The 15,099-nt window shown below is 38.1% G+C and carries 14 protein-coding genes; all 14 read right to left on the bottom strand.

What is annotated here, in order from left to right:
• Window positions 1–12: 12 nt before the first annotated feature.
• The 14 genes from AC6UD1_RS00230 to AC6UD1_RS00165 all read right to left on the bottom strand — a co-directional run bounded on the left by AC6UD1_RS00230 (window position 13) and on the right by AC6UD1_RS00165 (window position 15,089).
• Window positions 13–216 carry a cold-shock protein gene (locus AC6UD1_RS00230; protein WP_500693923.1) on the bottom strand — a complete coding sequence of 68 codons (204 nt, stop codon included), beginning with the start codon at window positions 214–216 and terminating at the stop codon, window positions 13–15.
• Window positions 217–266: 50 nt separating this feature from the next.
• Window positions 267–3,068, bottom strand: a complete 2,802-nt coding sequence (gene ileS, locus AC6UD1_RS00225; protein ID WP_500707044.1) for an isoleucine--tRNA ligase — start codon at window positions 3,066–3,068, stop codon at window positions 267–269.
• Between the two features lie 209 nt (window positions 3,069–3,277).
• Window positions 3,278–3,958, bottom strand: coding sequence for a DivIVA domain-containing protein (locus AC6UD1_RS00220; protein ID WP_500693925.1), 681 nt, complete (start codon window positions 3,956–3,958; stop codon window positions 3,278–3,280).
• Between the two features lie 11 nt (window positions 3,959–3,969).
• The gene (locus AC6UD1_RS00215) at window positions 3,970–4,761 is read right to left on the bottom strand and encodes a YlmH family RNA-binding protein (RefSeq protein WP_500707043.1); all 792 of its coding nucleotides are present in this window, start codon (window positions 4,759–4,761) and stop codon (window positions 3,970–3,972) included.
• 1 nt (window position 4,762) lies between these two features.
• Window positions 4,763–5,038 (bottom strand): YggT family protein, encoded by a 276-nt coding sequence (locus tag AC6UD1_RS00210; RefSeq protein ID WP_500707163.1) that lies wholly within the window; start codon window positions 5,036–5,038, stop codon window positions 4,763–4,765.
• 11 nt (window positions 5,039–5,049) lie between these two features.
• Window positions 5,050–5,466 (bottom strand): cell division protein SepF, encoded by a 417-nt coding sequence (locus AC6UD1_RS00205; protein WP_500693927.1) that lies wholly within the window; start codon window positions 5,464–5,466, stop codon window positions 5,050–5,052.
• Window positions 5,467–5,486: 20 nt separating this feature from the next.
• Window positions 5,487–6,770: a cell division protein FtsZ gene (gene ftsZ / locus AC6UD1_RS00200; protein ID WP_500693928.1), complete on the bottom strand. Its 1,284-nt coding sequence runs from the start codon at window positions 6,768–6,770 to the stop codon at window positions 5,487–5,489.
• A 20-nt stretch (window positions 6,771–6,790) separates the two neighbouring features.
• Window positions 6,791–8,146, bottom strand: a complete 1,356-nt coding sequence (gene ftsA, locus AC6UD1_RS00195) for a cell division protein FtsA (RefSeq protein ID WP_500693929.1) — start codon at window positions 8,144–8,146, stop codon at window positions 6,791–6,793.
• Between the two features lie 99 nt (window positions 8,147–8,245).
• On the bottom strand, window positions 8,246–9,061 hold the full coding sequence (locus tag AC6UD1_RS00190) for a cell division protein FtsQ/DivIB (RefSeq protein ID WP_500699371.1): 816 nt from the start codon (window positions 9,059–9,061) through the stop codon (window positions 8,246–8,248).
• A 12-nt stretch (window positions 9,062–9,073) separates the two neighbouring features.
• On the bottom strand, window positions 9,074–10,186 hold the full coding sequence (gene murG / locus AC6UD1_RS00185; RefSeq protein WP_500707042.1) for an undecaprenyldiphospho-muramoylpentapeptide beta-N-acetylglucosaminyltransferase: 1,113 nt from the start codon (window positions 10,184–10,186) through the stop codon (window positions 9,074–9,076).
• On the bottom strand, window positions 10,186–11,562 hold the full coding sequence (murD, locus tag AC6UD1_RS00180) for a UDP-N-acetylmuramoyl-L-alanine--D-glutamate ligase (protein WP_500707041.1): 1,377 nt from the start codon (window positions 11,560–11,562) through the stop codon (window positions 10,186–10,188). The genes murG and murD overlap by 1 nt, the downstream gene beginning before the upstream one ends.
• Before the next feature lie 24 nt (window positions 11,563–11,586).
• A complete protein-coding gene (gene mraY / locus AC6UD1_RS00175; protein WP_500699365.1) occupies window positions 11,587–12,543 on the bottom strand; it encodes a phospho-N-acetylmuramoyl-pentapeptide-transferase in 957 nt (318 codons plus the stop codon).
• Window positions 12,544–12,564: 21 nt separating this feature from the next.
• On the bottom strand, window positions 12,565–14,706 hold the full coding sequence (locus AC6UD1_RS00170) for a penicillin-binding transpeptidase domain-containing protein (protein WP_500707040.1): 2,142 nt from the start codon (window positions 14,704–14,706) through the stop codon (window positions 12,565–12,567).
• Window positions 14,703–15,089 (bottom strand): cell division protein FtsL, encoded by a 387-nt coding sequence (locus tag AC6UD1_RS00165; RefSeq protein WP_500707039.1) that lies wholly within the window; start codon window positions 15,087–15,089, stop codon window positions 14,703–14,705. The genes AC6UD1_RS00170 and AC6UD1_RS00165 overlap by 4 nt, the downstream gene beginning before the upstream one ends.
• Window positions 15,090–15,099: the final 10 nt, after the last annotated feature.

Genomic DNA, 15,099 nt, shown 5'->3' with positions numbered 1-15,099 from the left:
AATGCAATTGCTTTAATCTTGATGTAAAACCACCTTAGCAGCCTGGAAACCGTGTTGTCCCATGGCTTTTACAAAATCAACTTGATCACCAGGCTTAATTTGCTTTGGATTTCCAGAAATAATTCCAGTAATATGCATGAAAATGTCATCAGAATTAGGAACCTCAATGTACCCAAATCCCTTATCCCTTTCGTAACTTTTAATCGTACCTTTCATTTCGTTTTACCCCTTTGTTAATAAAAAATCGGGATCAAATCCCGATTCCATTACTTTTCATCAAATCCGTCTGTTGCTGTTTCTGGAAACTCTTCTTTAACAATCTTAGCACAACGACCACAGAACTCTGGGTAATCTGGGTCAGAACCAACATCCTGCTTAATGAGACGACAACGAACACAGGTCTCACCTTTGGCATGCTCTACTTTAATTGCTAAATTATCATCAAATCGATCTGCATCTGAGTCAACTTCATCAATTGATTTAACCTCTAATTGAGAAACCATCAAGATTTGAGCAATATCCACACCTAAATCGTTAAACAGCTTCTTAGTTGCATCATCAACATACAAAGTCAATTTAGCTTCAGACGGTTTACCAATGACTTTACCATCTCGAGCTAGTTCCATGGCTTTCAACACGTTCTTTCTCAACTTCATAAATTGATCCCACTGATGACTAATTTCATCTTCATTGTCAAAGTGCTTAACTTCTGGCATTTCAGCCAACTGAACAAATTCTTCTGGTTCATTTAAGAAATTCCAAATTTCCTCGGTCGTGTGGGGGATGATTGGAGTCATTAATTTCGTTAAAGCAACTAGGACCTCGTATAAAACCGTTTGCATTGAACGGCGTCTGTGACCATTCTTGGGATCAATGTACAAAATATCTTTTGCAAAATCCAAGTAGAAAGCCGACAAATCACTAGTAATAAATGACAGTAACTCCTTGTTAATACTCATGAAATCGTACTTGTTGTAGTCATCTTTAACGTTTTTAATTAATTGATTCAAGCGAAGCATCATGTACTGATCAGCATGGTTCATGTCTTCATACTTAACCGAATCTGATTCTGAATCAAAATCACTTGTATTAGCTAACATATACCGAATTGTATTTCTGATCTTTTTATAACTATCAGAAACGACCTTAAAATTACCCATTGATACCCGTACATCAGCTGAAGTATCAACAGTGGTAACCCACAAACGAACAATGTCAGCTCCCATTTGCTTGATAACATCACTTGGGGCGATCGTATTTCCAAGTGATTTACTCATTTTGTGACCTTTTTTATCCAGGGTAAATCCTTGTGATAAAACATGTTTGTAAGGTGCAATGTCGGCATAGGCAACACTTGTAATCAGACTAGAGTTAAACCAACCACGGTATTGATCGGATCCTTCAACAACAAGATCAGATGGATACGTCAATTCAGGGCGTTCAGCCAAAACGCCCTGATGAGAAGTACCCGAATCGAACCAAACATCCATAATGTCATTTTCTTTGGTAAACTTACCATTTGGTGAATGCTCACTAGTAAACCCGTCTGGTAAAAGATCATTGGCTTCCCTTTCAAACCAAATATCGGAGCCATATTTACCAAACAGACTAGCAACGTGTTCAATCGTCTCATCAGTAATGATTGGTTCTCCATCTTCACCATAGAAAATTGGTAGTGGAACTCCCCAAACTCGCTGTCTAGAAATGACCCAGTCACTACGATCACGAATCATGTTATAGAGTCGCTTTTGGCCCCAATCAGGGTTAAATCCAACCGTATCGACGGCATCCAAGATTTCTTTTCTAATCTTATCAACTGAGGCAAACCACTGTGGGGTAGCACGATAAATGACCGGCTTTTTGGTTCGCCAGTCAAAGGGATAACTATGTTTATAAGGCATGTAATGAATTAACTGTCCCTGTTTTTTTAACTTATCCAAAGCAATTTGGTTAGCATCCTCATAAAAGACACCTTCAAAATCAGGACCAGCTTCTTTAGTGAGGTATCCTTTAGCATCTACAGGAGCAAATACATCTAAACCGTATTCCATCCCAATGTTATAGTCGTCCTCACCAAATCCAGGAGCAGTGTGAACTAACCCAGTTCCGGAGTCATTAGTAACAAAATCGCCGTTCATTACAACCAGTTGACGGTCTTTATCAAACGGATGTTGGGCTTTAATGTTGTTTAAATCCTTTCCTTTGACCGTCTTTAAGGTTTTGATGTCTTCCCATCCGAACATTTCTGCGTCTTTATCAAGTAAATCGGTTCCGATAACATATTTTTTCGGGTCATCATCGTGTTGAATAATCGAATAGTTAAAGTCGGGTTCAACGGTAATTCCCTCAGAACCAGGAATCGTCCAAGGCGTCGTAGTCCAGACAACCATATAAGTATCATCATCTAAAATTCCATTTCCATCAATCACTTTTTCAGCAAAAAATGCCGACGGAGAAGTCACATCATGATACTCAACTTCTGCTTCCGCTAGTGCGGATTCCGATGACCAAGACCAAATTACCGGCTTAAGTCCCTTATAAATCAAGCCCCGATCAGCCATTTTACCAAAAACACGTACTTCAGCCGCTTCATATTCGGGCATTAAAGTAAGGTATGGATTATCCCAGTCCGCTGAAACACCTAAACGTTTGAATTCATCACGCTGTCGGTCAACTTGTTTTAAGGCATAATCGTGACAAAGTTTACGAAAATCATTCGTAGACATCTCTTTGCGATTATAGCCCTTCTTTTTAAGTTGCTGTTCAATTGGTAGTCCATGAGTATCCCATCCCGGAACATAAGGAGCACGGTATCCATTCATGGATTTAAATCGAACAATAATGTCTTTGGTGATTTTATTCATGGCGTGTCCCATATGGATATCACCGTTAGCATACGGAGGTCCATCGTGTAATACAAACGATGGTTTGCCTTCATTCAGTTTTTGCCGTTGTTGATAAAGTTGATTATCTTCCCATACTTTTTCCCGTTCAACCTCTTTAACGGGAAGATTTCCTCTCATTTTAAACTTAGTTTTACCCAAGTTTAGCGTATCCTTAATTCTCATAGTATCCTCCTCAAAATAAAAAGACTTCGCCCTAATAGGGACGAAGTCTTCGTGGTACCACCCAAATTCAAAATTAACAACCGTTAATTTTCTCATTGCATCATAGACTATTAACGAAGTGATCTTTTGCTAATAATTACTTTTTTAGGCTCACACCAACCCTAATTCGCTGAAAAGACCATTAGCAACTTTCTATCTTCAATCTATCATTATTTATGTAGCTTATCATTGGGATAAATTTCAACTGTCGGATCCGTGTATGGTCCTGAAACCGACTCTACAACAAATTGATCACCCTTTGAAGAATCATTACTAGATGAGTTTACACTGCCAATAGCCTGCTTGTCAAGATTCTTCACAGCATCTTGAATCTCATCATAATTGCTAAAATTACTTGAATCGAGTAATTTATTCCAATCTTCACTCTGGGCAAAGTCTAACTGACTTTTAAGCATTCCAATCATCTTTTGACGGAAATCCTTCACACTATTTCTAAAATCATCAGTCGCAATCGAAAGACTTTGAGCCTGTTTCGAAGTGTTACCCATGATTTCATTTGATTGAGCAGTAGCTTCAGTTAAAATAGAATCGGCTTGCTCTTGAGCCTTTTGTTTGATTTCATTTGCATCACTTTCTGCGTCCTTTTTAACCTTATCAGCTGCTTCTTGGGCAACTAAAATCGATTGGTTCAAAGAATTTTTTAAATCATCATAGTAAGTGAGGTCTTTTTTGGTTTTCTTTAATGATCTTTTAAGCTCCTCATTCTCATCTTGCAGAATTTGGTAATCTTTAGTGAGTTGATCTAAAAAGTCATTGACTTCATCAATGCTGTATCCCCTCATTTTTAGTGAAAACTTTTTATCATGAATATCTTGAGCCGTTAGCGTCATAATATCCCTCCTCATTTATTTTTTATTACGTTTAATTCAGCTTTTAATTTTCCCTTTTTCGAGTGGCCATTGTATCCCACTACCTTTATTCTACCGTATCCTCTGACAGAAATCATATCAGAAACTTTAATTTCATAATTTGATTTAGTAAACTCAAACCAATTTAAGCGAACTTTTTCATGCTCGATCAGACTCTTAGCCATACTTCTAGAGATATGAAAACCAATCGAAATAACAACGTCTAAACGAAATGATGGTAAAGTAACAAAATCTACTATCCAGTCATCTTTTTGCTGAACAATTTGACTAAAATTAATTTGGCTTAAATCAACCTTTACTTTACCAATACGATCAACTGATCTTATCAAATACTTAGCCATTTCATTCTCACAAATAAATTGCCAACGTTCTCCGTCGGTCAAAATATCGCCGAGAACTTTGCGTTCAATTCCACTTCCCATCAAACTTCCAAGAACTTGATTGTGATGGATAGACGCAAATTTTTCAGGATATTGAATCTCAATTAGTGATAATTCATAATCATCAAACTTCGGCACAAAATAGTCTGGATAAATCAGACCTCGTTTCATCTCAGCATTTTGATATCCACCAAACGTCAACAGCTTCAAACTAGGATAACGATTTACCAAAGTCTGAAGTAAATAGCACTCCCTTGAGTTGAGAAAACTAGTAAGAACTGGACGATACTCAGAATTCGCACTATCAATCCAATCACTTGCAGTTTGAAGGAACGGTAATTCGGATTTTCTAAAATGTTGTTCAATATTCTTTTCAACACCCATTTTATGCGACCAAACTTATGATAATATTTCCAATGTAGGTTACACCAAACTGTAAAAGTTGAAGTACAACTAAGGCCAATATTGGCCCAAATCCTAACATCCCAATGTGAGCAAAATTAAAGTACTCTAAAAAAGGATTCACAATCCGACCAAAAAACTGACCAAATCGAGACTGTGAGGCACCTGGAAACCATGTCAGTAAAGCATCGATTACGATTGCCAACATATAAATCTGAATTGCATAATTAATAATCTGTGCAATCCAAGTAATTACCATTACCAATTAAATCATCCTAACCTACTATTGAACTTTTCGTCCATTGCGCCATCAATATCAAAATTGTTAGGAGCACAGAGAAAAATTTTCTCATCAATTCGTCTTATTTTTCCATCAATAGCGTAAATAGTCCCATTTAAAAAATCAACGATTCTTTTGACGGACTCATTACTAACCCCGTCCATTTTAACAATTACAGCATTCCCACCAATTAATTTACTGGCAATACTTTTTGCGTCAGCATAAATTCGGGGTTCCATAACAGCAATTTTACTATTAGAAATATCACTTTTACTCATTGATACGACCTTACGCGGATTATTTTTTACAGATCGAACGCTATCAACATTATTTTGGTTTGAGTCGTCGTCTTCATAAGTCTCGTTATTATCATCGAGACCAAAAAAACGCTTAAAATTATATGACATTACTAGCTCCTCTCCGAATACTATTGCTTATTATTTCGGTTCCGATATCTGAAGAATGGAGGGACATCATCATTGTCGTTTCCACTATCATTATTATTTGAATCAGAATTATTTCCAGCTTCAAATGGTTCAAAGTCTTGCTTTTCCACGTTCGAAAACTTGTCATTATCTGATGAATCAGCATTTCTAACTTCGTTTTGGTTATCACTAATGTCCCAGTTGTGAAGCGGATCATCATTACTAGAATCAGCTGAATTATCTTTAGTAGCATTATCAGTCTTAGGACTAGCAAAGGTACTCGAACGATTCTTCCTAGTTAGTGCTGGGCTAGCAGAACGGTCTGGATCCCCAGTCTGAATCCCAGTTGCAACTACCGAAACTTTAACTTCATCACCCATATTTTCATCAATTGAGGTTCCAAAGAAGATATTAACATCATTTGACGTTGCATCAGATACGATATTGGCGGCATCTTGTGCCTCAGCAAGTGATAACTCTGGTCCGGCAGTTACATTCAGCAAGACTTGTTGAGCTCCGTCGATTGAAACTTCCAATAATGGCGAATTAATGGCTTTCTTAGTTGCTTCTTCAGTTCGGTTTTCGCCGGTTGCTGCACCCACTCCCATAAGAGCGGATCCTTGATTCTGCATTACACTTGTTACATCAGCAAAATCCAGATTAACAACCCCGGGACTAGTAATCAAATCAGTGATTCCCTGAACGCCCTGACGTAATACGTCGTCGGCATCCTTAAAAGCTTCCATCATTGGAGTTTTTTTATCAACCATATCTAACAAGCGGTTATTTGAAACCACCACTAAAGTATCAACGTTTTGCTTAAGGGCTTCAATTCCTTCGGTAGCGTTATGATCACGTTTTGGTCCCTCAAAAACGAAAGGACGAGTCACAACCCCAACTGTCAATGCACCAGCATCTTTAGCGATCTTGGCAACAATCGGAGCTGCCCCAGTTCCAGTTCCACCACCCATTCCTGATGTAACAAACACCATGTCAGCATCGTGTAAGGCATCAGTAATGGCTTCTTCACTTTCTTCAGCTGCTTTTGATCCAACTTCTGGATTTGAACCGGCTCCTAGTCCCTTGGTGAGCTTGGGTCCAAGATTAATCTTAGTTTCTGCTTTAGAACTTCCTAAAGCCTGTAGGTCGGTGTTAGCGGCAATAAATTCGACCCCTTTAACGCCTTCTTCGATCATTCGATTAACGGCATTTCCACCACCGCCACCAACTCCAATAACCTTAATTGTTGCACCATTATTTTTATTTGCATCCATTGAATAGTCCATATTTTATAAATACCCCCGCGTTACTCGAAAAAGTGGTGTACAATGCCACTTAATTTTTCGCCTAAATTCTTATCACTCTTTGGTTTCTTTTCACGTTTCTTTTTTGCCGTTTTATTCTGACGTTTTTGCTTAAAGGGAATGGATCCAGATATGCTTGGTTCAGATCGAGGTTCAATTTCTCTGGCATTTCCGTTGTCATCATAGGCGAACTCACCATGGTCAAATGCTGAACGTACTAAACGTTCAATTTGACTTAAATTACCACCATAATTAACTAATGATAATGCTAACGATAGTGAGGGGTGTCTTAAACCAATTTGATCAGGAATATAAACTCTGACATTAACGCCAAAGGTATTAGCGGCTAATTCAGCAATTCCTGGCATAGAGGATACCCCGCCAGTTAGCACAATCCCACCAGGGAGACTTAATGCATCAATTCCATCAAGATCATCTTTGAGTCTGCCAAAGATTTGATCAATTCGTGCTTCGATAATTTCAGCTAATAATTTTTCACTTACATTAACTGGTTGTCCTTGGCCAACAACTTCGACTGGAAACTCATTATCTTCACTAGCTTGATCAACATCAGCATATCCATATCCACGTTTCAACTTTTCAGCGTTAGCGGCAGAAGTGTTTAATACTGAAGAAATATCTTTAGTTATGTATTGTCCACCCTCAAGATCAACATTGGCGTATTTGAGTTCAAAGTCATGAATAACCGCAACCGTTGATTGTCCTCCACCTAGGTCAATCAATATTGTTCCAAACTCTTGCTCTGATTCACTTAAAATATATTTTCCTTCAGCCTGGGGATCGACAACCAATGCTTCAATATTCAAACCAGCATTAGTAACGGCCTTTTTAATATTATGAATAATAGTCTTAGGCCCACTAATCATTCGACCATTCATTTTCAAACGATTTCCAACCATCCCTCTTGGATCTTGAATACCGTCAAAACCGTCTACCATGAATTCATCTGGAGTTAAATCGATTACTTCACGTTCGGGTGGAAGGTTGGTATCAATAGCAGACTCAGACACATCCACAACATCATCGTTTGTGATTTCCTCAGACTGGTCGGGGAGCTCAATCATCCCAGAACATTTATCAATTTTAATCTGATCAGCCGGGATGCCCACAATTACATTGCTAATTTTGACACTTGCCTTTTCCTCAGCCTGACTAACAGCTCGTTCAATAGCATTTGACGCCTTATCAATATCAACAATAACTCCACGACTAACACCAGTTGATTTTTCATTACCAACTCCGATTACATTCATTTGACCGTTAGCCTTCTCAGCTACAATCACTTTAATCGAAGTAGTTCCAATATCTAAACCAATGTACATATTTGAATCGTTCATTATCTGGAACCTCCATATAGGGTCTATTGAAAAAGATGATCCAATATACCATAATCTCACTTAATTTTAACACACATGATGAACGTTAATAAAGAGCTCTCATTTCCCCAAAGGATAAGAGTATGCCCCCACCTCCATGTTAACCACGCTCTTTTGTTTTAGGTCCTTAGCAATTGCAGGATAGTAAGCCATTTTATTTGCCATGGTACTGATTTTGACGTAAATCTCATTTCCATCTTTCATCAAAATCTGAACTCGCTCCGGATTACTTTTAGTATTAGCATTTTTTAACTCTTTAATCTGATTCCTAATTGATGGACTAATTTTTTTATATTGTCTTAACACATTCCTAATTTCATTGCCCTGTTTAAATCCAGAAACAATGCAGACATCGCTAGGATCATTAATTTTCACTGCTTCATCGGAGATATGACCTGATGGGTAGACGGGATAATACTTTCCGGCTTTAAAAATGTACTCCGGATTCGAATATCCATCTACCTTCACCATTAATTGATTATGCTTTTTAAAAGAAAAATCAACGTGTTTAACCTGCGCATTATGAGCTAACACATAACTTTGGGCTTTAGCTTTGTTTCTCTTTACCATTATCAGCGAATCCCCGACTTGAAATGGAATCTGATCTTTAATGTTTTCGCCCTTGAGTTGATGATTAGTTCGAATGTTAATCGATGAAACCCGACTGTATGGCAGTACCAAATAGAGCGAAACTAAAGCTACTACTATAAACAATAATAGGATCGGCAAAAAACCTCTAATTAATTGCTTGCGCTGTTGCTTTCTAATCCCAGGAATTTTGTGTCCGACTCGATATCGACTATTCTTCCTTTGTTTTCTCTCCTGGTACTTTTCCAACCGACCTGATGAATTGGAATCATTATCGCTAGTTTTCATTAAGATCACCCGTTAAGCTTTTTTATGATGCTTCTCAATTGCCTGATCACAAACGCCTAAAAGTTTATCAGCAGCATCACGAACTCCCATGTCATATGAGTTAGTAGCCATTTGCTTTCTTAATTCGGTGTTATGCATTAAAGAATCGACTTTTGTCACTAAAGATTGCCCATTCAAATCTTTTTCAGTCAAAATCATAGCGGCATTATTTTTTACGAGACTCATTGCGTTCTTAGTTTGATGATCCGCCGTAACATAGGGACTTGGAATTAAAATGGCCGGAATTCCAATGGCAGTTATTTCTGCAATACTAGTGGCACCAGCACGTCCAACAATTAAATCAACTTTAGGCAGAACCGCTGGCATATTTGAAATATAAGGTAAAACGTCAATATTATTGTTAATTTTAACGTTTTTTAAATCATTTTTAACCCCTTGATATCGCTTCTGGCCGGTAACAAAAACAACTTGGTATTTTCGTCGGTCAAATTCAGGGATCGCTTCTACCGCTGATGAATTAATCTTTAGTGCACCCTGACTTCCACCAAATATCAAAACCGTCGGAACATCATCTTTTAAACCAAACTCACTCCACTTAAAGTCGCTTTTCATATTAGCAACCTGCTGTGCCCGTGGATTGCCAGTGAAAACAACTTTATTTTCGGGAAACTGTTTTCGGGCATCGTCAAAAGCAATGGCAATTTCATCTACATAACGACTCAAAAAACGATTAGTGAGACCAACAACACTATTTTGCTCATGAATAACGGTAGGAATTCCTAACTTAGCTGCGGCATATACTACGGCTCCACAAACATACCCGCCGGTTCCAACCACAACATCTGGTTTAAACTTTTTAATGATCTTTTTTGATTCTTGGACACTTTTTAAAAACAACCAGATCGTTTTAAAGTTATACAGACTAAACAACTTCCGTTTGAATCCTTGAATTTTTAAGGCATCAAATTTAATTCCCTTTTCTGGAACAATTTTACCTTCCAATCCGCGATTGGACCCAACGTACAAAACCTCTGAATGAGGCTTTTGAGCTTTTAACGCGTCAATTAGGGCAAGCGCCGGATAGATATGTCCACCAGTTCCTCCCCCAGATACAATCATTCTCATTATTTAGTCTCCTTTTTCCCAGTTAGCTTCTCAACGTCTTTGATGAATTCATCCCCACGATCACGATAAGTGGCAAATTGGTCCCAACTTGCGTTAGCCGGTGACAACAATATGATATCTCCTGGTTTACTCATTTTAATCGCTTCCGGTACGGCTTCATCAAGGTCTTTAACTTTTTTAATTTGTGGAACACCAGCTTTTTTAGCAGCATCTTCTAACAAGTCGGCGGTCTCACCAAACAAAACAATTCCAGCTAAATTAGATTTAAAATCAGGAACCAGTTTATCAAAGGTATAGCCACGGTCTAATCCACCTGCTAACAAAACGATCGGTTCATCAAATCCTCTTAAAGCCATTTGGGTGGCCTCAATGTCGGTTGCCTTAGAATCGTTATAAAACTCGCGATCGTCAGCAGTTAAAACATATTGAACACGATGTCTAACTCCACCAAAATTCTTTAATACTGAAACAATCGCTTCAGTAGAGATCTTATACAGTTTAGCTACCGCAATTGCGGCTAAGGCATTTTGAACGTTTTGTTCACCCGGAACCCGAATGTCCTTTTCATGCATGATAAATTCATCTTTAAAGTAAATATCGCCCTCAGAAACGTAGGCTCCATTTTTGTACTTATCAGTGAGTGAAAATGGAACGATTTGAGCTTGACTACGCTTGCTTAATTCTCGCCATTCAGCACTATCAAAATTCATGATAAGAAAATCATCTTTGGTTTGGTTTTTAGTAATCTGCATCTTAGCATTTACATAATTTTCACGTGTTTTGTGGTAATCCAAATGGTTGGAAAAAATATTAGTGATGACAGCAATATGCGGGTGAATTTTTGGAGTCCCCAGTAACATAAAACTCGAAATTTCTAATACTAAGACATCGTTCTTATTAACTTCTTGAGCCACTTTAGTGGCGGGAATTCCAATATTTCCTCCATCTAGGGCCGTTCCGTCTTTTTTACCCGCTTGCAACATTTTAGTGATCATAGTGGTAGTAGTAGTTTTCCCATTACTACCTGTGACCCCCACAATTGGAGCATCTGAGATTTCTGCTGCAAGTTCCAATTCCACAATGATCGGAATGTTTTTATCTTGAGCGGCTTTAACCAAATCATTATCGTATGGAATGCCAGGATTCTTGACCATCAGATCAATTCCATCTAATAGGGAAAGAGGTGATTCACCTGCTACTACTCTTACGCCATCCGCTTTTAATTCATCGTATTCTTTAATTTGATCAGCTGGCTTTGCATCGGTTAAAGTGACATTTGCTCCCAACTTAACCAATAGTTTAGCAGCATTAGTTCCACTCATTCCAGCCCCAAAAACTAAAATATTTTTATCTTTATAATTATCCACGTTTTTCATAATTAAAATTAAGCTCCCTAAAAATTAAATCATTGTAATAACGCCAGTGATTGCAGTAAACAAACCTACTAGCCAAAAGACAATATCAATCTTCCATTCACTCCAACCCATCATCTCAAAAGTATGGTGAATGGGGGTCATCTTAAAGATTCTTTTTCCAGTTAGTTTAAATGATGTAACTTGTAAGATGACACTGGCAGTTTCAACAACGAATACCAATCCAACCCATAATAACGAAAGTTCATGATGAAGCAAAATTGAAACGGCAGCTAAAGCGCCACCTAGTGCTAAAGAACCCATGTCACCCATAAAGATTTTAGCAGGCTTGTGATTAAAAAGCAGAAACGCGATAAGCGCACCCGCAACTGCCATGCAAAACATTTCAACTTCAAACTGGTGTTGAAAATGAGCGACAACGGCATACGCTCCAAAGGCTATAATTGATAGTCCACTTACCAATCCATCCAACCCATCCGTGAGGTTAACGGCGTTAGAAAAGCCTGCTAGCCAAAAAATGATAAACAAAACATAGAAATAGCCTAATGGGATCTCGCCGAGGTTAAAAAAGCGAATTGACATTGGAAATCCATCAGCATAGTAAACCCAAGCAAACACCAACGCTCCAATGACTTGAAGCAAGAACTTTTGCCAAGCTTTAAATCCTTCATTTTGACGCTTAAACAGTTTAATTGAGTCATCCCACATCCCAATTAGTCCATAAAACACAAGAACAAAGATTAAAATGAGCAGCGTTGACTTCAATTGGCTAACTACTAATCCATAGATCAAGCACGTAATAACGATTGCAATTATGAAACCTAATCCTCCCATTGTGGGCGTTCCACTCTTACTTTCATGCCAGCTGGGACCTTCCTCCCTGATCATCTGACCTTCATGCTTTGATCTAAAATAACTTATTAATACTGGCGTTAGTCCCAGTGTAATAATAAATCCTCCAATTAGTGGAATTAACCAATCCATCACTTTTCATCCTCTCAAAATTTATTTTAATTTAACTGTCAACGTAGTTTTGGGGGTAATTCTTTGACCTACATTGATACTCTGACTTTCTACTTTTCCTTTACCGCTGGTATTTAATTTAATACCCAATTGATCACTAAGCGTTTGAACGTCTTTTTCGCTCCAACCTTTAAGACTAGGCATCTTTAATACTCCACTAGTGATCAAAATAACGTGATTATCTCCTGAGCCAGCACCGATCGCCGTTGGACTTTGCTTAGTAACCGTGTCACCATCACCAATCACAATTGGCTCCAGATGACTTTTACTAAGTTGGTCTTTAGCCACATCAGTCTTTTGACTAACGACATCTGGAACTTGCGCATCATCAGCTGTATTTTGGGTTAATGCCCGCTGCATAACTGGATTGAAGATTTGCGCCATCAATTGGGTAGCGGTCTTTCCACCATTTAAAGTGGGTTGTTTCATACTTACGTACATAATGTATCTTGGGTTTGAAGAAGGTACCATTCCAGCAACCGAATACAAGTAACTATCGTCACCATTCTCATAACCGCCAGATCCATTACTTACCTGAGCAGTACCAGTCTTTGCAGCTACTCGATATCCAGGAATCTTGTAATCTTGACCGATCCCATATGGCTTATAAACAACATCTTCCATATGCTTTCGAACAGCTTTAGCAGTTGAGGGTTTAATGGGATGTCCCAACGTTTCTTCCTTATAATTCTTAACCACCTTATTGTGATCATTGGTTATATCATCAACAAACCTTGGCTTGATCATTTTGCCGTTATTAGCAACTGAAGTCATGGCTTGCACCATCTGCAAAGCAGTTACTTGAATACCTTGACCAAAGGCAGTATTAGCCTGTTCAATTGGCAACTTAAATTGCATATTCCCCGAATCATCATCACCAAAAACTGAATTAGTATTCTTCAGAAACTGAAATCGATTAATGTAATCTTTCCAAGTATTTGGCCCCATCTGTTGTTCCAAATGTGCCATGGCAACGTTACTAGACAAGGCAAATCCCTTATTATAAGTGATCATTCCCCATCCTGTTGGTAGCCAATCTGGCACAATCTTACCATCAATATCATATTTACCTGATAGATAGCGCTCATTTCCATGGAAATTACCACTATCAATTGAAGCGGCTAGCGTAAAAATCTTCATGGTTGAACCTGGCTCAAAAGCATCTTGGGTTAATGTATTCCGCCAAATTCCACCTAATCCCTTGCCAGTTGTAGCATTGAAAGTTGGTCGTTGAGCAGCGGCTAAAACTTTCCCAGTCTTAGCATCAATCAGCATGGCATTCATACTCTTTGGATGAACCTGTGATTGTACCTCACTCATCTGGTTTTCAAGTAGAAATTCTAATCGAGAATCAATTGTGGTATGAACACTATTCCCGTTAACCACTGGTCGTTCTTTTTTATTATCATCAGGTACTTCGTAACCATAATTATCATGTCTTACTTCTTCATACCCATTTTTCCCACTCAGAACTTTATTAAATGACTTTTCAAGGCCCATTTGTCCCACTAAGTTTGTTTCCTTAGTCTTGTTATTGGTAACTGGAGAAGCCAACCCAACAATGTGAGATGCAAAGACCCCATTTGGATATAATCGACTCTGTTGTTGAACAAATTTGATGCCGGGCAAATGATGAGAAACAATTTTTTGTTTATCAACTAAAGAAATGTTTTTTCCCGGATTTCCAAATTCAACCTGAAAGGCTTGTTTCTTTGGTTTAAGGGTCTTAAGGGCCTCTTTGTAACTAATCGGCAAGTTTTCAGAAAGGATCCGAGCGGTTTTTTCAGGATTAGTCACGTAATCTGGTTTATCATCTTTAGTCTTTTGCGACTTGTTTAAAATAGCATAAATCGAGTAAGTACTGGTATCCTCAGCCAACGCTTGGTTATTGTTATCATAGATGGTTCCACGTTTAGACTTAATCACGTTAGTTTGGGCATACAAACTCTTTGTTTGCTGTGCCAAATTAACGTGATTCGCACTTTTGAAAATTGCTTTTTTAAAAAAAAAGCCGAAAATCAACAGGAAAACTACAATTACTAAAATCCGAAAATACATCCCAAATTTTTTTTGATTAGCAATCGCATTTTTCCGATTTTTTATCTGCTCTTGTTTTTTATTCATTTTGTGACGTTCCTTATTTGATCATTTGAAAGTTTTAATCCCGATCCTTTAGCAACCTTATCTAAACGTGAACTACTTTGAAGTTCATCAATCTGTTGCTTAAGTCCGGTATTGGTATTATGTATTCTTGTTGATCGACTCTCAGTATCTTGCAACGTTTGCTCGGCCCCTGAAAGTGAAATTCTTGTCCAAACCAATGCGACCGACATTAAGAATATCATCGCACATCCAACTACTAAAATTGTAATTTCCAGCTTAGGACTGAACTTATGTTCTCTTTGGGGAGTAGTAGTAACTCGCTTTGAATTGATCTGATTTCTTCGATATGTTTCATACGCGTTTCCATTTGAATATTCTTTTTTTGCTAGACCATTTTGTGCCAAAGTTCCCACC

The organism is Fructilactobacillus sp. X8R1C1 (genome assembly GCF_059900945.1).
The sequence above is the reverse complement of the archived record's forward strand: the minus strand, read 5'-3'. Positions and strand labels throughout refer to the sequence as shown.